The sequence below is a fragment of the Klebsiella indica genome, from assembly GCF_005860775.1.
GTDB classification, from domain to species: domain Bacteria; phylum Pseudomonadota; class Gammaproteobacteria; order Enterobacterales; family Enterobacteriaceae; genus Klebsiella; species Klebsiella indica.
Map to the genome: position 1 here is coordinate 1 of NZ_VCHQ01000038.1, position 19,978 is coordinate 19,978.

The window sequence follows — 19,978 nt, forward strand, 5'->3', positions numbered from 1 at the left end:
GCTAGGGATCGTCGCCTTGGTGAGCCGTTACCTCACCAACAAGCTAATCCCATCTGGGCACATCCGATGGCAAGAGGCCCTAAGGTCCCCCTCTTTGGTCTTGCGACGTTATGCGGTATTAGCTACCGTTTCCAGTAGTTATCCCCCTCCATCGGGCAGTTTCCCAGACATTACTCACCCGTCCGCCACTCGTCACCCGAGAGCAAGCTCTCTGTGCTACCGTTCGACTTGCATGTGTTAGGCCTGCCGCCAGCGTTCAATCTGAGCCATGATCAAACTCTTCAATTTAAGTTTGATGCTCGTGAATTAAACTTCGTAATGAATTACGTGTTCACTCAGAGACTTGGTATTCATTTATTGTCCGAAGACGTTAAGAATCCATGTCACTTTGAGTGCCCACACAGATTGTCTGATAAATTGTTAAAGAGCAGTTGCGACGCGCCTTAGCGCCTGTCGCGAGGTGGCGTATAATACGCTTTCCTCATTCAGAGTCAACCCTGTTTTTCAGAGCCTTCCCTGCTGACCCGGCGGCTTGTGCACCGTTGTTCCGTGTCAGTGGAGGCGCATTATAGGGAGTAATTCTGATGTGGCAAGGGGTATTTTAAAAAAAAAGCCCACCCGCTTATTTTTAAGCCAAAACACCCGTCAGAATTAAATTATTGCCTGGTTTTTAAGCAAAAACGAGCCCAATGGGCCCGTTTTTGCTGTTTTGTGATTTACTGCACTGCCACTATCCGATCGTTTTTCACAACTAATTGCACTTCTTTACCCGGGATAAGCTCACCAGAAAGAATTTGTTGCGCCAGCGGGTTTTCAATCTGCTGCTGGATAGCACGTTTCAGCGGACGTGCGCCATAAACCGGATCGTACCCGTTTTCACCTAACAGTTTCAGCGCATCATCAGACATGTGGACTTCATAACCACGCTCTTCCAGACGTTTATACAACCGTTGCAGTTGAATCTGCGCAATAGAAGCAATGTGTTTTTCACCCAATGGATGGAAGACGACAACTTCATCAATACGGTTGATAAACTCCGGACGGAAGTTCTGGCTAACCACACCCAGCACTATTTCTTTCATGTGGCTGTAATCCAACGAGCCAAAACGTTCCTGAATCAGATCGGACCCCAGGTTCGAAGTCATGATAACCACTGTATTACGGAAATCGACCGTTCTCCCCTGCCCGTCAGTCAAACGTCCATCGTCCAGTACCTGTAGCAGAATGTTGAACACATCCGGGTGCGCTTTTTCCACTTCATCCAGCAGGATGACGGAATAAGGACGACGACGAACCGCTTCAGTCAGATAGCCGCCTTCTTCATAGCCAACGTATCCCGGAGGAGCCCCGACAAGACGCGAAACGGAATGTTTCTCCATAAACTCGGACATGTCGATACGCACCATCGCATCGTCGCTGTCGAACATAAAGTTAGCCAGGGCTTTACAGAGCTCCGTTTTCCCCACCCCCGTAGGACCAAGGAACAGGAATGAGCCAATAGGACGATTGGGATCGGATAACCCGGCACGGCTACGGCGGATCGCATTCGATACCGCTTCCACCGCTTCGTTCTGCCCAATGACGCGGCTATGCAGGTCCTGCTCCATACGTAGCAGTTTCTCACGCTCACCTTCAAGCATTCTGGCTACCGGAATGCCGGTCCAGCGCGCCAGCACTTCTGCGATTTCCGCATCGGTGACTTTGTTACGCAACAGACGCATGGTCTTACCTTCAGACTGGGTAGCTGCTGCCAGCTGTTTTTCCAGTTCCGGGATCTTGCCATACTGTAGCTCTGACATCCGCCCCAGATCGCCAACACGACGCGCCTGCTCAATAGCGATTTTGGCCTGCTCCAGCTCAGCTTTAATCGTCTGGGTCCCGGAAAGCGAGGCTTTTTCCGCCTTCCACTCTTCTTCCAATACCGAATATTGACGTTCTTTATCCGCCAGCTCGTCATTGAGCATATCCAGTCGCTTGATACTGGCTTCATCCGACTCTTTCTTCAGCGCCTGCTGTTCCAGCTTGAGCTGGATAATACGGCGGTCAAGCCTGTCAAGTTCTTCCGGTTTAGAGTCAATCTGCATACGGATGCTGGATGCCGCTTCGTCGATCAGATCGATAGCTTTATCCGGCAACTGACGGTCGGCGATATAACGATGAGACAACGTGGCCGCCGCCACAATCGCCGGGTCAGTGATCTGCACATGGTGATGCAGTTCGTAGCGTTCCTTCAGGCCACGCAGGATGGCGATGGTATCTTCAACCGTCGGTTCGGCGACAAATACTTTCTGGAAACGACGTTCCAGCGCGGCATCTTTCTCAATATACTGACGATATTCGTCCAGCGTCGTGGCGCCCACGCAGTGCAGTTCCCCACGCGCCAGAGCCGGTTTCAGCATGTTCCCGGCATCCATCGCGCCGTCCGCTTTACCCGCTCCAACCATGGTGTGCAATTCATCGATAAACAGAATAACGTTACCTTCTTGCTTAGAGAGGTCGTTCAGCACGCCTTTTAAGCGCTCTTCAAATTCACCGCGGTACTTGGCGCCCGCAACCAGCGAGCCCATATCCAGCGCCAGCACCCGACGGCCCTTCAGCCCTTCCGGGACTTCGCCATTGACGATCCGCTGCGCCAGCCCTTCAACGATGGCCGTTTTACCTACCCCTGGCTCACCAATCAGCACCGGGTTATTTTTGGTACGACGCTGCAGAACCTGAATTGTACGCCGTATCTCTTCATCACGGCCAATCACCGGATCAAGCTTGCCCTGCTCGGCACGCTCGGTCAGATCGATGGTAAATTTTTTCAATGCCTGACGTTGGTCTTCGGCCCCCTGATCGTTCACGCTTTCACCTCCGCGCATTTGTTCAATCGCCTGACTCACACTGGCGGTTGTTGCCCCGGCGGATTTTAAAAGGTCGGTCAGCGTACCGCGTGATTCAAGCGCCGCCAGAACAAATAGCTCTGACGAAATAAAGTTGTCTTTTCTCTTTTGCGCCAGCTTGTCGCAAAGGTTCAGGATACGTACTAAATCCTGAGATGGCTGAACATCGCCACCAGTGCCTTCCACCTGTGGCAAACGGCTCAGCGCCTGTTCAATTTTGCTGTGTAATTCCCCGGCATTAATACCTGCCGAAGTTAATAATGGACGTACCGATCCCCCTTCCTGATTCAGCAAGGCGCTCATTAGATGAAGAGGTTCGATAAACTGGTTGTCGTGCCCAAGTGCAAGCGACTGGGCATCGGCAAGAGCAAGCTGGAATTTATTGGTAAGACGATCCAGACGCATAACTCCTCCCATAACAGGTCAAATTTGCTACTGGAGATTAAATGAGGTCATCCCTCAATTATTCAAGGTTAAAGACCTGAACTATGCAAAAATAAGTTTGCCTTCTGGATCGTCTTAGCTCGGCAGGTTATATCAGCCAGATAAAACTTGCCATACGACCTGTCGTTCTGTCGCGACGATAAGAGAAAAATTCATCCTTTTCGCTAAAGGTACAGCGATCGCCACCAAAAATTTGCGCCACGCCAACATTCGCCAGACGCTGACGGGCCAGATGGTAGATATCAGCAAAATACTTTTCACCCGCGGGACGAAATGCGCTTTCCGCCTGTAAATCCTTTGCCATAAAGGCTTCACGCACTTCGGGGCCAACTTCAAACGCATCCGGCCCAATAGCAGGCCCAAGCCAGGCCATAATATTTTCCGGCTTATCGGCAAAGCAGGCGACGGTTTCTTCCAGAACGCCTGCACATAAACCGCGCCAGCCGGCATGAGCCGCCGCGACTTCGGTACCTGCGCGATTACAAAACAGCACCGGCAGGCAATCGGCGGTCATCACCGCACATACTGTGCCTGGCACATTGCAGTATGAAGCATCCGCTCGCTTTGACGCATATGGCCCGCCATCGAGTTTCAACACGGCCGTGCCGTGAACCTGCTCCAGCCACACGGGGTATGACGGCAAGCCGCCAGCGGCAAACATGCGCCGACGATTCTCTTCTACGAGCTGCTGATTGTCTCCGCAATGAGCGCCAAGGTTGAGTGAAGCGTATGGCGACAGACTAACCCCGCCAACGCGCGTGGAACTACAGGCAGCCACGCCTTTCGGCATCGGCCATTGCGGTACAATCAGTTTAGTCATAGCCAGTCGATATCATCTTTGTGAGCGTCAAAATCGGCACGCATGGCGTCAATCAAATCAACCATATCCTGCGGGATGGGCGCATGCCATTCCATCTCAATGCCGCTGATCGGGTGGTATAAGCGCAACATCGTCGCATGCAGCGCCTGACGATCAAATTTACGCAACGCCGTAATAAACGCTTCCGACGCGCCTTTCGGCGGACGCGGACGCCCCCCGTAGACAGGATCGCCCACCAGCGGATGGGTGATATGCGCCATATGCACGCGAATCTGGTGCGTACGGCCAGTTTCCAGACGCAGACGCAAACGCGTATGAATGCGAAAATGCTCCATAATCCGATAATGGGTCACCGCTGGTTTGCCCATTGGGTGCACAGCCATATGCGTACGCTTGGTCGGATGGCGGCTGATCGGCTCTTCAACCGTTCCGCCTGCGGTCATGTGACCAATCGCCACCGCTTCATACTCACGGGTGATTTCACGCAGTTGCAGGGACTCCACCAGCCGGGTTTGCGCCGGGATAGTTTTCGCTACCACCATCAACCCGGTGGTATCTTTATCCAGGCGGTGCACAATCCCCGCTCGCGGCACATCAGCAATAGCCGGATAGTAGTGCAACAGCGCATTCAGCACAGTACCGTCAGGATTGCCCGCGCCGGGATGGACAACCAAATCACGCGGTTTATTAATTACGAGGATGTCATCATCTTCATAAACGATATTGAGCGGAATATCCTGCGGCTGGAAACGAACCTCTTCTTCGATTTCAACATCGACAGAAACGGTCTCTCCCCCCAGTACTTTCTCTTTCGGCTTGTCGCTGACATTGCCGTTAACCAGCACTCTCTGGTCAAGGATCCATTCTTTTATGCGCGAACGCGAATAATCCGGGAACAATTCGGCCAAAGCCTGATCTAAGCGTTGACCGAGTTGGTTTTCGGATACCGTTGCGTTGAGTTGTACTCGTTGTGCCATATACAGCTTCTTCGTTTAACGTTGGGTTTTACGGCTTTGCCGTTTAATATAGTGTGCTATTGTAGCTGGTCTTAATCGGGAGCAGGAACCGAGATTCTCCCGCATAAACATTTTGAGGAAGTCAAAACGTCATGACGCGCATGAAATACCTGGTGGCAGCAGCCACACTGAGCCTGGCTTTGGTGGGTTGCTCTGGCTCAAAGGAAGAGGTGCCCGATAATCCGCCGAATGAGATCTACGCGACCGCTCAGCAAAAGCTGCAGGACGGTAACTGGAAACAGGCAATAACGCAACTGGAAGCGTTGGATAACCGTTATCCCTTCGGCCCTTATTCCCAACAGGTACAGTTGGATCTGATTTATGCATACTACAAAAATGCCGACCTGCCGCTGGCGCAGGCAGCCATCGATCGTTTTATGCGCCTGAACCCTACGCATCCTAACATTGATTACGTCATTTATATGCGTGGTTTGACAAATATGGCGCTGGATGACAGTGCGCTGCAGGGCTTCTTCGGTGTCGATCGCTCTGACCGCGACCCGCAGCACGCGCGCGATGCCTTCAACGACTTCTCCAAACTGGTTCGTGGCTATCCAAACAGCCAGTATGCAACCGATGCCTACAAACGTATGGTCTATCTGAAAGATCGTCTGGCGAAGTACGAGCTGTCCGTCGTGAATTACTACACCGATCGCGGCGCATGGGTCGCGGTTGTCAACCGCGTAGAGGGTATGCTGCGTAACTATCCGGATACCCAGGCCACCCGTGATGCATTGCCGAAGATGGAAAATGCTTATCGCCAGATGCAAATGAATGCGGAGGCCGACAAGGTCGCGAAAATCATTGCGGCAAACAGCAAAAACACCTGATTCCGGTAAATAAGCCAAACGGCAGCCTTTTGGCTGCCGTTGAGGCTGATGACAAACCTGATTTAGATATTGTGCTCGCATTTCTGCCGGGTGGCGGCTATCGCTTTACCTGGCATGTAAAACCAATAATATCATCATGTTATGGGTTTTTCGTAGGCCCGCGCAAGCGAAGCGCCGCCGGGCAATTCCGGAAAAACACACTTTGTCAGCAATCTGAACGGCAGCCTTTTGGCTGCCGTTTTTATGTGCATGTCAGCGTGAGCTGAAGCGGTTTAGTGCTGAGTTAACCCATCAAATATGGCCCTCTTTCCTGCGTTCGACAAGCAAAATCTCCCCCGTTCCTGTCCTGACTCACAAAACAAATTCGTTGACAAAAAGTGACAATAAAATGTGATTTAACTCACGATTTTTGACATTAGGCGCGGTATGCTGAATTCACCAAGACGGGAAAGACAAGAGGTAAAATTTATGACAATGAACATTACCAGTAAACAAATGGAAATTACTCCGGCAATTCGCCAACACGTCGCAGACCGTCTCGCCAAACTTGATAAATGGCAAACTCATTTAATTAACCCGCACATCATCTTGTCTAAGGAACCGCAGGGTTTTATCGCTGATGCAACTATCAATACGCCGAACGGCCATCTGGTTGCCAGCGCGCGGCACGAAGATATGTATGCCGCCATCAATGAATTGATCAACAAGCTGGAACGGCAGCTGAATAAAGTGCAACACAAAGGGGAAGCCCGCCGCGCCGTAACATCGGTGAAAGAGGCAGGCTTTGTGGAAGAAGAAGAGTAATCCTTAACTTAAGTTTGTGTAATGCAACGCGCCTTCGGGCGCGTTTTTTATTGACAGAGAGAAAACAGTGCAGGTACTGTAATCCCACTGACTCAAGGAATTCATCGTGAAATTGATCCCGTTTTTCTTCGCATTCTTTTTTACCTTCCCCTGAATGGGAGGCAATTCGTCGTGTGATAAAGAATGCGAAGACGAACAACAAGGCCTCCCACGCGGGAGGCCTTTTTTATTGATATTCGATAACAAGAAAGGCAACACATATGACCGAGGAAAACCCATTACTGGCCTTACGCGATAAGATAAGCGCTCTGGATGAAAAGCTGCTTGCGCTGCTGGCGGAACGCCGTAGCCTGGCCGTCGAGGTCGGTAAGGCCAAGCTGGCGTCGCATCGTCCGGTGCGCGATATCGACCGGGAGCGCGACCTACTGGAACATCTGATGGCCCTGGGGAAAAACCACCATCTCGATGCGCATTACATTACGCGCCTGTTTCAGTTGATCATTGAAGACTCGGTTCTTACCCAACAAACCCTGCTACAACAGCGCCTGAATAAAATTAATCCACACTCCGCACGCGTGGCGTTTCTTGGCCCCAAAGGTTCATACTCGCATCTTGCGGCCCGCCAGTATGCCGCCCGCCACTTCGAACAGTTTATCGAAAGCGGCTGTGCCAAGTTCGCCGATATCTTTGAGCAAGTGGAAACCGGGCAGGCTGACTATGCCGTCGTGCCGATTGAAAACACCAGCTCCGGCGGCATCAATGATGTTTACGACCTTCTGCAGCACACCAGCCTGTCTATCGTCGGCGAACTGACTCTGCCTATCGATCACTGCGTGCTGGTCTCAACATCAACCAATGCCCAGCAAATTACGACCGTCTACAGCCACCCGCAGCCGTTCCAGCAGTGTAGCCAGTATCTTAGCCGCTATCCGCACTGGAACATTGAGTATACCGACAGCACCTCCTCAGCAATGGAAAAAGTGGCGCAGGCTAACTCGCCGACCGTTGCCGCTCTGGGCAGCGAAGCCGGCGGAGCGCTTCATGGCTTACAGGTGCTGGAACATTGCCTGGCTAACCAGGCACAAAACATCACCCGATTCCTGGTTCTGGCGCGCAAAGCGGTGGAGGTTTCCAGCCAGGTGCCGGCAAAAACCACGCTGCTGATGGCCACTGGCCAACAGGCCGGTGCGCTGGTAGAGGCGCTACTGGTATTGCGCAATCACAATCTGATCATGACCAAGCTGGAATCTCGCCCGATTCACGGCAATCCGTGGGAAGAGATGTTTTATCTGGATATTCAGGCCAATCTGCAATCAATAGCCATGCGCAAGGCGCTGAAAGAGCTGACCGAAATAACCCGCTCCATGAAAGTGCTGGGCTGCTACCCCAGCGAAAACGTGGTGCCGGTTGATCCGGTTTAACGTTCACGAAACGGCAATTTCTTCATTCCTGCCACAGAAACCGGCAGGGTGAAGATTGCCCCGGAAAGCGGATACTTCGCCACTTCATCGGCATCCATATTCTCCCGCGTGGTAGTGATATAAAGCGTTTTCATGTCTGCGCCGCCGAAACAGACCATCGTAGGGCAGCGAACGGGCAAACGATACTCTTCCAGTTGTTCGCCGGTTGCTGAAAAGCGTGCAACGCGCCAGCCATCAAACATCGCGCTCCAGTAGCACCCTTCGCTATCAATAGCAGCGCCATCCGGGATCCCTTCTCCCGCAACGAAGCGATGCATAACCTCGCGTTTACCAGGCTCCCCTTGCCCGTCCAGCGCTGTGCGATAAATAACGGCGTTCGGCGTATCCGAGGTGTACATCCAGCGCTTGTCTTCGCTAAATGCCAGACCGTTAGCGCCATGGATATCACACTGAATCACCCGTGGACTGAGGCTATTATCGATACGCATCAGGAGCGCGCCGTTAAAATCCCCCGGCCCCCAGAACGTCCCCGCGTAAAAGCGGCCATCACGATCGGTTCCACCATCATTAAAGCGCGCCAGTTGCGGATTACTGGGGTTATCGCAGACTTTTCGCTGCAGCAGACCATGCGCATCTGTGAGCCAGATAGCGCTGCGTAAAGCGACAATAAATCCCCCCTTTTCGCGCATCGCAAAACAGCCGACTTCTTCGGGAAATTGCAGTACCTGATGCTCGCCAGTATGCACATCATAGCGGTGAATCTCACACGCCATAATATCGGCCCAGTACAGTGCCTGTTCGCTTTCACTCCAGGTCGGGCATTCCGGCAGATACCCGGCATAATCAAACAGCGGTTGTGGTTCAGCCATGTTTTCATCCCTATAAAAAAAGCCAGCGGGTAACCCCTCTGGCTTTATTGTATACATGTTTTACGGCTTACTGCCGATTATCATTTGCCTGGCGCAGCAGCGTTCGGCTTTCGCTCTGGAAACGTTGGGCGTAATCGCCAAACCAGTGTTCAACCTTACGGAAGCTATCGATAAACGCCTGTTTGTCGCCCTGCTCAAGCAGACCAATCGCCTCCCCAAAACGCCGATAGTAACGCTTTATCAGCGCGAGGTTATTTTCCGAAGACATAATGATATCAGCATAGAGCTGCGGATCCTGGGCGAACAGTCGGCCAACCATCGCCAGCTCCAGACGATAAATAGGTGACGACAGCGCCAAAAGCTGCTCAATGCGCACATTCTCTTCCGCCAGATGCAGGCCATAGGCAAATGTCGCAAAGTGGCGCAGCGCCTGAATAAAGGCCATATTCTGATCGTGTTCGACGGCGCTGATACGATGCAGACGCGCTCCCCAGACCTGAATTTGCTCCAGAAACCACTGGTAAGCCTCCGGCTGACGACCATCGCAATACACGACTACCTGCTTCGCAAGGCTGCCGCTATCCGGACCAAACATCGGATGCAACCCCAGCACCGGCCCTTTATGCGCGGCCAGCATCGCCTGCAGCGGCTCTGCTTTAACAGAGGCCAAATCGACCAGAATACAGTCCGCAGGCAACGGTGGCAGTTGTGCAATCGTCGCCACCGTCTTGTGAATCGGTACGCTGACGATAACCATACCGGCATCCGCAACAATCGCCTCGGCCTGTGACCAGTCGTCTTTTTCCAGGATACGCACCTGGTACCCGGAAAGCGTCAGCATCTTCTCAAACAGACGCCCCATTTGCCCGCCACCGCCGACAATCACTACCGGACGCAGGGTCGGACACAGCGTCTTAAAGCCTTTATCATTTTCGCTGGAATAAGACTCACGCATCACGCGACGCAAAACATCTTCGATCAGGTCCGGCGGGACCCCAAGGGCAACAGCATCCTCACGCCGGGAAGCTAACATTGCGGATTCACGCTCCGGGACGTAAATCGGCAACCCAAACTGGCTTTTAACCTCTCCAACTTCCGCCACCAGTTCCAGCCGCTTTGCCAGCAATGCCAGCAGCGCCTTATCGACTTCATCTATTTGATCGCGTAACGCGGTCAGTTCAGCAACCATATGATCCTCTTACACCAGACGAGCCGCCAGATGGCCTCGCAGATCTTTATCAATTTCACGGAGCAACGCCTCGGTGGTTTCCCAACTGATGCATGCATCCGTTACGGAGACCCCATACTTCATATCGCAACGCGGTTGCTCAGAGGACTGGTTACCTTCATGGATATTGCTCTCAATCATCAGACCAATAATGGAACGATTACCATCTTTAATCTGTGCGACAACGGATTCTGCTACCGCAGGCTGGCGGCGAAAGTCTTTATTTGAATTCCCATGGCTGCAATCTACCATCAGCGAAGGCTTCAGTCCCGCCTGAATCATCTCTTTTTCGCATTCCGCGACATCTTGTGGGCCGTAGTTCGGTGCTTTACCACCGCGCAGAATAACATGACCGTTGGGATTGCCCTGGGTTTGCAGCAGGCAGACCTGCCCCGCCTGATTGATACCAACAAAACGGTGCGGCATGGCTGCGGCACGCATCGCGTTAATCGCCGTTGCAAGGCTGCCATCGGTACCGTTTTTGAAACCGACCGGCATTGACAGGCCAGAGGCCATCTCACGGTGAGTCTGGGATTCCGTGGTACGCGCACCAATTGCGGACCAGCTAAACAGATCGCCGAGATACTGGGGACTGTTCGGATCCAGCGCTTCTGTCGCCAATGGCAGCCCCATATTGACCAGATCAACCAGCAGATGACGGGCAATCTTCAAGCCACCTTCAACATCAAACGAGCCATCCATATGCGGATCGTTAATCAGCCCTTTCCAGCCAACGGTGGTACGGGGTTTCTCAAAATAGACGCGCATGACCAGATAGAGGCTATCGCTGACCTCTGCGGCAAGGGTTTTAAAACGACGAGCATATTCAACCGCGGCTTCAGGATCGTGAATTGAGCAAGGACCACACACCACCAACAGGCGCGGATCGCGACCCGAAATAATGTCTGAGATTGTCTTCCGGGACTGCGCGATCTGCGCTTCCTGCTCAACACTCAAGGGGAATTCGGCCTTCAACTGATCCGGCGTGATCAAAACCTGTTCGTCGGTAATGTGTACATTGTTCAGCGCGTCTTTTTGCATGATTGGATCCTGTATAGCTCGTTTGCGATAGTGATTTCCTCAGCGAGGAGGAGGTAACGATACCATACCAAGTAAAGATTTCAATCCATATTCAGTAAATTTTAATTTACACCAGCAATTTAGTCGCACAAAACACTCTTTTTTAGTAAACATTAATTTACACCAAAGTGAATTCCTCTGGCATTCCCCACCCACCCTATCTTCCTTTACTAAAAATCCTGGCAGAAATTACCGTAAAGCCGCAGGCGTGGCTAATGACGGTTTTCACCGATAATGTTATCCTCCGCTCAGGTATCAGCAACCTGCATTCCCCACGCTATGACAACCTGACGGAACCGTAATGACCGTTCTTCACCGTCTCTTTTTGACTTTAGTATTATCTCTTGTGGGTCTCCCTGCTGTTGCCTCCGGGCCGTCTGAAAATGTTCGTACTATCGTTTCGGGCATTGTGTCTTACACACGCTGGCCACAGTTACCAGGCCCACCCAGACTCTGTATTTTTTCGACATCACGTTATATCCATAGCCTGGCTGAAGAATCTGTGGAAATGTTGCCTTATCACCCCGTGATTGTTCGTAACACTGACGAAGCCTTACAGACGATTTGCGATGGTTTTTATTTTGGCAGTGAATCACCAATACAACAGGCTGAATTTACGGCTAGATATGGAAATCGCCCCCTATTGCTTATTGCGGAACAAAATACCGATTGCTCTATTGGCAGTGCTTTTTGTCTGCGTATAAATAATGAGAGAGTCAGATTTTCCGTAAATCTGGATGTACTGACGCACAGCGGCGTTCGGGTTAATCCCGATGTACTGATGCTTGCCCGGAAAACATCGCATGAATAAGGATTTGTCTCAGGCCCCGCGCCCCACATTTAAACGAGCGCTACGCCGTATCAGCATGATTAGCGTGGTTATCTCTATGACTCTAATCTGGTTACTGCTGAGCACCGCATCGGTATTTACGCTCAAGCAATATGCGCAAAAAAACCTTGAGCTGACGGCTGCAACAATGGGACATAGTCTGGAAGCCGCACTTGTTTTTGGTGATAGTTCCGCGGCCCGGGATACGCTGGCCGAGCTGGGTAAACAGGGGCAATTCTCCAGGGCCGTTTTACTGGATAAGCAGCAAAGAGACTTCGCAGCATGGAATAACGATCATCTGGTCAGCCAGGAAAAAATCAGCGACACGATCAGTAAATGGTTATTCCCGGAACCCACAGTTCAACCGATCTGGCATCAAGGGAAAATTATCGGCGAACTCCGACTGACCGCGCTGGACAAACTGATAAGCCACTTTCTCGGCATCGCAATTGTGGTTTTAACCGGGAGTATTTTTTTCGCGTCCTGTATCGCATTACTCCTTACCCACTCGCTGCATCGCGGCATTGTGAGCGCATTGCAAAATATTACTGAAGTGGTACACGATATTCGCAAAAATCGTCATTTCTCCCGCCGGGTTCCCGAAGAACGCATTGAAGAATTTCACCTGTTTGCCCAGGATTTTAATAGCCTGCTGGGAGAAATGGAGGACTGGCAGCAACAACTACAGGCCAAAAATGCCCAGCTCCTGCGCAGTTCATTACTCGATCCGTTAACCGGACTGGCTAACAGAGCGGATTTTTGTAATGCCATTACTGCGTTGATGAAAGACAAAACCAGACATAATTGCTCTGCATTATTATTTCTTGATGGCGATAACTTCAAACGCATTAACGATAACTGGGGTCATGCGGCAGGGGACAACGTTTTAATCGACGTTGCCAGACGCCTGATGGCCTTTGTCGGCAAACAGCACCAGGCATGGCGTCTGGGGGGCGATGAGTTTGCCATTCTGCTGCGAGGAGTTCGCACTGAAGCCGAAGTTCAGGTGCTCTGCGATGCATTATCCGAGCAGTTTCTCCCGCCGTTTAATCTCCAAAACGGCCACACCGCCAGGCTGTCACTGAGTATTGGTTATGCGTTAACCTGGGAACACGACTGCGCAGAAACACTACAAGAGCTTGCCGATCAAAATATGTATCGGATGAAAAACCAGCGTTTACAGCAAACACAAAAATAAAAGGAGTCACAATGATCGGGAAATATTTTGCTTCCGCGTTACTGGCCATACTGTTTCTCACCAGTTGCCAGGCCCCACAAGGTAAATTCTCTCCGGAGCAGATTGCAGCCATGAAATCATACGGCTTCACTGAGACCAACGGTGGCTGGTTATTAGGATTATCGGATGCCATTTTATTCGATAAAAACGACTACCATTTGCGCGCCGACAGTAAAACAAAAATTCATACGATGGCATCACGTCTGGCCGCCACGGGTATTACCCACAGTCGTCTGGAGGGGCATACTGACAATTACGGTGAGGATAGCTACAACGAAATGTTATCGCTTAAGCGTGCTGACAGCGTAGCGGATGCCTGGGCCGAAGGTGCAAATATCCCGCGAGCAAATTTGACTACGCGCGGACTCGGGAAAAAATACCCTATCGCCAGCAACGATACCGCAAAAGGGCGCGCAGAAAACCGCCGCGTCACGGTGATTATCAGTACACCTTAAACTCTTTAATCGCTTGATCTAACCTGTAAAAGGGTGTGCTGACTATCGTCTCTGCACATGGCGCGATATCGTCAGTAAGCCACACGCCATGAAGGGTTCAGCTAACGGTAAAAAAAGGGCCAGCCTGCAGGCCAGCCCTTTTATTCAGGATGTCGCGAAAGCGAATCTTAGTTAAGACGCTCTTTAATACGAGCAGCCTTACCGGTACGCTCACGCAGGTAGTACAGTTTAGCTTTACGCACAGCACCACGACGTTTAACAGAAATGCTGTCAACAACCGGAGAGTGAGTCTGGAAGACACGCTCAACGCCTTCGCCGTTGGAAATTTTGCGAACAGTGAATGCAGAGTGCAGACCGCGGTTACGAATAGCGATAACCACGCCCTCGAATGCCTGCAGACGTTTTTTGGAACCTTCAACAACCCATACTTTCACTTCCACGGTATCACCCGGACGGAAGGAAGGTACGTCCTGCTTCATCTGCTCTTGTTCAAGTTGCTTAATAATGTTGCTCATAATTTAATCTCTTATCCTGGGTAAACTGATATATCGGGAGCGTATTACGCTTGCCCATCATGTTTATGTTGCTGTTGTGCGTGTTCCGTTTTGAACTCCGCCAGCAACCTTGCTTGCTCTTCAGTCAGAGCCAGGTTTTCCAAAAGTTCAGGTCTTCTAAGCCAGGTCCGGCCCAGCGACTGCTTCAGGCGCCAGCGACGTATCTCAGCATGGTTTCCCGACAACAACACCGACGGAACGTCCATACCTTCCAACACTTCAGGACGCGTATAGTGTGGACAATCCAGCAATCCATCAGCAAAAGAATCTTCAATTGCTGAAGCTTCATGACCCAGAACACCCGGTATAAACCGGGAAACGGAATCAATCAGCGTCATTGCCGGTAACTCTCCACCGCTGAGAACGTAATCGCCGATTGACCATTCTTCGTCAATCTCGGTCTGAATTACGCGCTCATCTACACCTTCGTAGCGACCACATACCAGAATCAGTTTCTGATTGCTTGCCAGCTCGCTGACGCCTGCTTGATCAAGCTTGCGCCCCTGAGGTGAAAGATAAATCACCTTTGCACCTTCACCTGCCGCGTCTTTTGCTGCATGAATGGCGTCCCGCAAGGGTTGCACCATCATTAACATCCCCGGCCCGCCGCCATATGGACGATCGTCCACGGTACGGTGCCGATCATGCGCGAAGTCACGAGGACTCCAGCTCTGGATGTTCAGCAGGCCATTTTTTACTGCCCGGCCAGTTACCCCGTAATCGGTAATTGCGCGAAACATTTCAGGAAACAGGCTAACGATACCTATAAACACAAGCCAATCCCCATAGTGCCGTTTTGTTACCGTTTATCCGGAGAATTTAAAAACCAGGATCCCAGTCTACTTCGATTGTACGAGTAGTGAGATCGACTTTCTTGATAACCTGCCCATCGAGGAACGGAACCAACCGCTCCTTGATACCAAATGCATCTTTCAGGCTTGCCTTGATGACGAGAACGTCATTAGACCCGGTTTCCATCATATCGACGACTTTACCGAGGCTATAGCCTCCAGTGGTTACTACCTGGCAGCCCATCAGGTCTTTCCAGTAATAATCACCCTCTTCCAGCGCAGGCAACTGCGAAGAATCCACGACAATTTCGCAATTGGTCAATAGATTCGCGGCATCGCGATCATCAACGCCTTTCAGCTTGATGATGATATCCTGATTGTGGTGACGCCAGCTTTCCAGCTCAACGACCTGCCACTGACCCGCCTTCTGGATTACCCAGGGCTGATAGTCAAAAATGCTTTCGGCGTCTTCGGTGGAGGAAAACACTCTGAGCCAACCACGGATACCGTAGGAAGAACCCATCTTGCCCAATACAATCGGATCAACAGGTGCTTGTGCGGTGTGTTGCTTGCTCATCATGACCACCGTGACAGATTAAGCTGCTTTGTTAGCGGCTTTGATCAGCGCAGCTACGCGATCGGAAACGGTCGCGCCCTGGCCAACCCAGTGAGCGATACGATCCAGATTCAGACGAGTGCCTTCTTCGTTCGCAGAAGCGATTGGGTTGAAGAAGCCAACGCGCTCAATAAAGCGACCGTTGCGTGCATTACGGCTGTCGGTAACAACAACCTGGTAGAACGGACGCTTTTTCGCGCCGTGACGTGCTAAACGAATAGTAACCATAACATCCTCTTGTGTGAATAAAACACCGGGCCCCATCGAGGAACGGAGCCCGGCGTCATATTAAAAGCCCGAAAATTTTACTGATTTCTGTGCAAAAATCAATTCAAAACTACATACGCTAAATAATTCGAGTTGCAGGAAGGCGGCAAGTGAGTAAATCCCCGGGAGCGTACACAAGTACGTGACCGGGGTGAACGAACGCAGCCAACGCATCTGCGGCTTGAATTATGAAGCGTATTAGCGGCCAGGGAAGCCAGGCGGCATCATACCCTTCATGCCGCGCATCATTTTCATCATGCCGCCTTTCGACTTCATTTTCTTCATCATGCGCTGCATATCGTCAAACTGCTTCAGAAGGCGGTTCACATCCTGCACCTGCATTCCGCAACCCGCGGCAATACGGCGCTTGCGCGAACCTTTAATGATTTCCGGCTTCGCGCGCTCTTTCAGCGTCATCGAATTGATGATCGCTTCCATACGCACCAGAACCTTGTCATCCATCTGCGCTTTAACGTTATCCGGGAGTTGCCCCATGCCCGGCAGTTTGCCCATCAGGCTGGCCATCCCCCCCATGTTTTTCATCTGACGCAACTGTTCAAGGAAATCGGTCAGATCGAAACCGTCACCTTTTTTCAGCTTAGAGGCCAGCTTCTCGGCCTGAGCACGATCGACTTTACTTTCGATATCTTCGATCAGCGACAGAACGTCGCCCATGCCGAGAATACGAGAAGCGATACGGTCCGGATGGAACGGCTCCAGCGCTTCGGTTTTCTCGCCTACGCCGAGGAATTTAATTGGCTTGCCGGTGATATGACGAATCGACAGCGCCGCGCCGCCGCGGGCATCGCCATCAACTTTGGTCAGCACAACGCCGGTCAGCGGCAGCGCTTCGTTAAACGCCTTCGCCGTGTTCGCCGCATCCTGCCCGGTCATCGCATCGACGACAAACAGGGTTTCTACTGGATTCAGAGACGCATGGACTTGTTTTATCTCGTCCATCATCGCTTCATCAACATGCAGACGACCGGCGGTATCCACCAGCAGCACATCGTAGAATTTAAGCTTTGCCTCTTTCAGCGCGGCATTAACAATATCAACCGGTTTCTGACCAACATCCGATGGGAAGAAATCGACGCTAACCTGTTCGGCCAGCGTTTCCAGCTGTTTAATTGCCGCTGGACGATACACGTCGGCAGAAACAACCAGCACTTTCTTTTTATGCTTTTCACGCAGGAATTTACCCAGCTTAGCGACGCTGGTCGTTTTACCCGCCCCCTGCAAGCCGGCCATCAACACCACGGCTGGCGGCTGTGCGGCTAAATCCAGCGCCTGATTCTCTTCGCCCATCGCCGCAACCAGCTCGTTGCGAACGATTTTGACGAACTCCTGGCCTGGCGTCAGGCTTTTGTTAACTTCATGGCCGACCGCGCGCTCTTTCACGCGGTTGATGAAGTCACGAACCACAGGCAGCGCGACGTCCGCCTCCAGCAGCGCCATGCGCACTTCGCGCAGGGTGTCTTTAATATTGTCTTCGGTGAGGCGTCCACGGCCGCTAATGTTGCGCAGCGTACGCGACAAACGATCGGTTAAATTATCAAACATTGTCTCTCGCCTGAGGTGGAAACGGTCGGTCGCCGCAGCGACACAAAAATACGGAATGGCCGCAGTATAACACGACATCAACGCGAATGTGCTGCAACGGTTGGAGCCAGAGTCGCGTGACGCTATACTGCTTTTCTCTACTATTAAGTCAACAGTCGACGCCCATATGCCTGTTTTTGCTCTACTCGCGCTTGTCGCCTACTCCATCAGCCTCGCGCTGATTATCCCTGGCCTGCTGCAAAAAAACAGCAGTTGGAGGAAAATGGCGATCCTTTCCGCAACTGTTGCGTTGATTTGTCACGCCTTCGCGCTGGAATCACGCATTTTTCCTGGCGGCGAAAGCGGGCAAAACCTTAGCCTATTAAATGTAGGATCGCTGGTCAGTCTGATGATTTGCACGGTGATGACCATTGTCGCATCGCGTAATCGCGGCTGGCTATTGCTGCCCATCGTCTACACTTTCGCACTGATCAATCTCGCCTTCGCGACCTTTATGCCGAACGAGTACATCACGCACCTGGAAACCACGCCGGGCATGCTGATACATATCGGTCTGTCGCTCTTCTCATATGCGACGCTGATTATCGCCGCTCTGTACGCGCTACAGCTGGCATGGATTGACTATCAACTGAAGAATAAAAGGCTGATATTCAGCAACGAAATGCCGCCGCTGATGAGCATCGAACGTAAAATGTTCCATATCACCCAGGTCGGCGTGGTTCTGTTGACCCTGACGCTGTGTACCGGGTTGTTCTATATGCATAACCTGTTTAGCGCAGAAAATATTGATAAAGCCGTGATATCTATTGTGGCGTGGTTCGTTTATATCGTCCTGCTTTGGGGGCACTATCATGAAGGCTGGCGCGGGCGCCGGGTCGTCTGGTTCAACGTGGCTGGCGCAGGATTGCTGACGCTGGCCTATTTTGGTAGCCGCGTCTTGCAGCAATTCATGAGCTAAGTCTTTAAGGAATCCCAAGTGGAACATATCTCCACCACTACGCTAATCGTTACTCTGCTCATTATGGTGCTCATCTCCGCCTATTTCTCCGGTTCTGAAACCGGCATGATGACGCTAAACCGCTACCGCCTGCGCCACATGGCCAAGCAAGGCAATCGCCAGGCGAAACGTGTCGAAAAGCTGCTGCGCAAACCCGACCGTTTAATCAGCCTGGTGCTGATCGGCAACAATCTTGTCAATATCCTGGCTTCGGCGTTAGGCACCATTGTCGGGATGCGCCTGTACGGTGATGCCGGCGTCGCCATTGCCACCGGCGTGCTGACCTTCGTGGTGCTGGTTTTCGCCGAGGTGCTGCCGAAAACCATTGCCGCGCTCTACCCGGAGAAAGTCGCCTACCCCAGCAGCCTGCTGCTCGCGCCGCTGCAAATATTAATGATGCCCCTTGTTTGGTTGCTCAACACCATCACCCGCATTCTGATGCGCATGATGGGCATTAAAACCGACATCGTTATCAGCGGAGCATTGAGCAAAGAGGAGCTACGTACCATTGTTAATGAATCTCGCTCACAGATATCCCGCCGCAATCAGGACATGCTGCTATCCGTGCTGGATCTTGAGAAGGTCAGCGTTGACGACATAATGGTTCCCCGCAACGATATTGTCGGCATCAATATTAACGACGACTGGAAATCTATCGTCCGGCAACTGACCCACTCTCCGCACGGACGCATCGTGCTATACCGCGATACGCTGGACGATGCGATCAGCATGCTGCGCGTCCGGGAGGCGTATCGCCTGATGACGGAAAAAAAGGAGTTCACGAAAGAAATCATGCTCCGTGCTGCCGATGAAATTTACTTCGTGCCGGAAGGTACGCCGCTCAGCACGCAACTGGTGAAATTCCAGCGAAATAAGAAAAAAGTGGGCCTGGTAGTGGATGAATATGGCGATATTCAGGGGCTGGTCACGGTGGAAGATATTCTCGAAGAGATCGTCGGGGATTTCACGACGTCAATGTCCCCTACACTTGCAGAAGAGGTCACGCCGCTAAACGATGGCTCAGTGATTATTGACGGCAGCGCCAACGTACGTGAAATCAATAAAGCGTTTAACTGGCATTTGCCGGAAGATGAAGCGCGCACGATTAACGGTATCATTCTGGAAGCCCTTGAGGAGATTCCGGCCCCAGGTACCCGCGTACGCATCGAACAGTATGATATTGATATTCTTGATGTTCAGGAGAATATGATTAAGCAGGTGAAGGTGATGCCGGTAAAACCCATTCGCGAAAGCGTGGCGGAGTCGTAGCAA

Annotated in this window: 20 protein-coding genes, 1 rRNA gene and 1 other annotated feature; of the genes, 9 read left to right on the forward strand and 12 right to left on the reverse strand. The window is 51.7% G+C overall.

Going from position 1 to position 19,978, the window contains the following annotated elements; all coding sequences use genetic code 11:
- The 4 genes from FE839_RS23160 to rluD all read right to left on the reverse strand — a co-directional run.
- Positions 1–288, reverse strand: a 16S ribosomal RNA gene (locus FE839_RS23160); the annotation flags it as partial.
- Between the two features lie 428 nt (positions 289–716).
- Complete coding sequence (gene clpB / locus FE839_RS23165; protein WP_138363084.1) at positions 717–3,290, reverse strand: ATP-dependent chaperone ClpB; 2,574 nt, start codon at positions 3,288–3,290, stop codon at positions 717–719.
- 127 nt (positions 3,291–3,417) lie between these two features.
- Positions 3,418–4,149 (reverse strand): purine nucleoside phosphorylase YfiH, encoded by a 732-nt coding sequence (gene yfiH / locus FE839_RS23170; RefSeq protein WP_138363085.1) that lies wholly within the window; start codon positions 4,147–4,149, stop codon positions 3,418–3,420.
- On the reverse strand, positions 4,146–5,126 hold the full coding sequence (rluD, locus tag FE839_RS23175) for a 23S rRNA pseudouridine(1911/1915/1917) synthase RluD (protein ID WP_138363086.1): 981 nt from the start codon (positions 5,124–5,126) through the stop codon (positions 4,146–4,148). The genes yfiH and rluD overlap by 4 nt, the downstream gene beginning before the upstream one ends.
- 131 nt (positions 5,127–5,257) lie before the next feature.
- Here rluD and bamD point away from each other — a divergent pair, with 131 nt between their 5' ends.
- The 4 genes from bamD (at position 5,258) to pheA (ending at position 8,220) form a co-directional block, all read left to right on the forward strand.
- Entirely contained in the window at positions 5,258–5,995 is a 738-nt protein-coding gene (gene bamD / locus FE839_RS23180) for an outer membrane protein assembly factor BamD (RefSeq protein ID WP_138363087.1), read from the forward strand.
- Positions 5,996–6,463: 468 nt separating this feature from the next.
- A complete protein-coding gene (gene raiA, locus FE839_RS23185) occupies positions 6,464–6,799 on the forward strand; it encodes a ribosome-associated translation inhibitor RaiA (protein ID WP_138363088.1) in 336 nt (111 codons plus the stop codon).
- 105 nt (positions 6,800–6,904) lie between these two features.
- Positions 6,905–7,029, forward strand: a sequence feature (Phe leader region).
- Positions 6,906–6,953 carry a pheA operon leader peptide PheL gene (pheL, locus tag FE839_RS23190; protein ID WP_101706155.1) on the forward strand — a complete coding sequence of 16 codons (48 nt, stop codon included), beginning with the start codon at positions 6,906–6,908 and terminating at the stop codon, positions 6,951–6,953. Its footprint overlaps the feature before it by 48 nt.
- Before the next feature lie 30 nt (positions 7,030–7,059).
- Positions 7,060–8,220 (forward strand): bifunctional chorismate mutase/prephenate dehydratase, encoded by a 1,161-nt coding sequence (gene pheA / locus FE839_RS23195; protein WP_138363089.1) that lies wholly within the window; start codon positions 7,060–7,062, stop codon positions 8,218–8,220.
- Here the strand turns inward: pheA and FE839_RS23200 are convergent.
- From FE839_RS23200 to aroF, 3 genes are all read right to left on the reverse strand, one after another.
- The gene (locus tag FE839_RS23200) at positions 8,217–9,089 is read right to left on the reverse strand and encodes an SMP-30/gluconolactonase/LRE family protein (RefSeq protein ID WP_138363090.1); all 873 of its coding nucleotides are present in this window, start codon (positions 9,087–9,089) and stop codon (positions 8,217–8,219) included. The two genes, pheA and FE839_RS23200, sit on opposite strands and share 4 nt — an antisense overlap.
- 67 nt (positions 9,090–9,156) lie before the next feature.
- Complete coding sequence (gene tyrA, locus FE839_RS23205) at positions 9,157–10,278, reverse strand: bifunctional chorismate mutase/prephenate dehydrogenase (protein WP_138363091.1); 1,122 nt, start codon at positions 10,276–10,278, stop codon at positions 9,157–9,159.
- A gap of 9 nt (positions 10,279–10,287) precedes the next feature.
- Positions 10,288–11,358 carry a 3-deoxy-7-phosphoheptulonate synthase AroF gene (gene aroF / locus FE839_RS23210; RefSeq protein ID WP_138363092.1) on the reverse strand — a complete coding sequence of 357 codons (1,071 nt, stop codon included), beginning with the start codon at positions 11,356–11,358 and terminating at the stop codon, positions 10,288–10,290.
- 340 nt (positions 11,359–11,698) lie between these two features.
- Here aroF and yfiR point away from each other — a divergent pair, with 340 nt between their 5' ends.
- Genes yfiR through FE839_RS23225 form a run of 3 tightly spaced genes read left to right on the forward strand, consistent with a single transcriptional unit; the run spans position 11,699 to position 13,918 of the window.
- Positions 11,699–12,208, forward strand: coding sequence for a regulatory sequestration protein YfiR (gene yfiR, locus FE839_RS23215; protein ID WP_138363093.1), 510 nt, complete (start codon positions 11,699–11,701; stop codon positions 12,206–12,208).
- A complete protein-coding gene (dgcN, locus tag FE839_RS23220; protein WP_138363094.1) occupies positions 12,201–13,424 on the forward strand; it encodes a diguanylate cyclase DgcN/YfiN in 1,224 nt (407 codons plus the stop codon). Before yfiR ends, dgcN begins: the two co-directional genes overlap by 8 nt.
- Positions 13,425–13,435: 11 nt before the next feature.
- The gene (locus tag FE839_RS23225; RefSeq protein ID WP_138363095.1) at positions 13,436–13,918 is read left to right on the forward strand and encodes an OmpA family protein; all 483 of its coding nucleotides are present in this window, start codon (positions 13,436–13,438) and stop codon (positions 13,916–13,918) included.
- Between the two features lie 167 nt (positions 13,919–14,085).
- Here the strand turns inward: FE839_RS23225 and rplS are convergent, their stop codons facing one another.
- From rplS to ffh, 5 genes are all read right to left on the reverse strand, one after another.
- On the reverse strand, positions 14,086–14,433 hold the full coding sequence (gene rplS / locus FE839_RS23230; RefSeq protein ID WP_000065253.1) for a 50S ribosomal protein L19: 348 nt from the start codon (positions 14,431–14,433) through the stop codon (positions 14,086–14,088).
- A gap of 44 nt (positions 14,434–14,477) precedes the next feature.
- Complete coding sequence (trmD, locus tag FE839_RS23235) at positions 14,478–15,245, reverse strand: tRNA (guanosine(37)-N1)-methyltransferase TrmD (RefSeq protein WP_138363096.1); 768 nt, start codon at positions 15,243–15,245, stop codon at positions 14,478–14,480.
- A 46-nt stretch (positions 15,246–15,291) separates the two neighbouring features.
- On the reverse strand, positions 15,292–15,840 hold the full coding sequence (gene rimM, locus FE839_RS23240; RefSeq protein ID WP_138363097.1) for a ribosome maturation factor RimM: 549 nt from the start codon (positions 15,838–15,840) through the stop codon (positions 15,292–15,294).
- An 18-nt stretch (positions 15,841–15,858) separates the two neighbouring features.
- Complete coding sequence (rpsP, locus tag FE839_RS23245; RefSeq protein WP_138363098.1) at positions 15,859–16,107, reverse strand: 30S ribosomal protein S16; 249 nt, start codon at positions 16,105–16,107, stop codon at positions 15,859–15,861.
- 237 nt (positions 16,108–16,344) lie between these two features.
- Entirely contained in the window at positions 16,345–17,709 is a 1,365-nt protein-coding gene (gene ffh, locus FE839_RS23250) for a signal recognition particle protein (protein WP_138363099.1), read from the reverse strand.
- Positions 17,710–17,875: 166 nt separating this feature from the next.
- Between ffh and FE839_RS23255 the strand changes: the two genes are divergently transcribed.
- A complete protein-coding gene (locus tag FE839_RS23255; protein WP_138363100.1) occupies positions 17,876–18,667 on the forward strand; it encodes a cytochrome C assembly family protein in 792 nt (263 codons plus the stop codon).
- An 18-nt stretch (positions 18,668–18,685) separates the two neighbouring features.
- A complete protein-coding gene (locus tag FE839_RS23260; RefSeq protein ID WP_138363101.1) occupies positions 18,686–19,975 on the forward strand; it encodes an HlyC/CorC family transporter in 1,290 nt (429 codons plus the stop codon).
- Positions 19,976–19,978 lie beyond the last annotated feature (3 nt).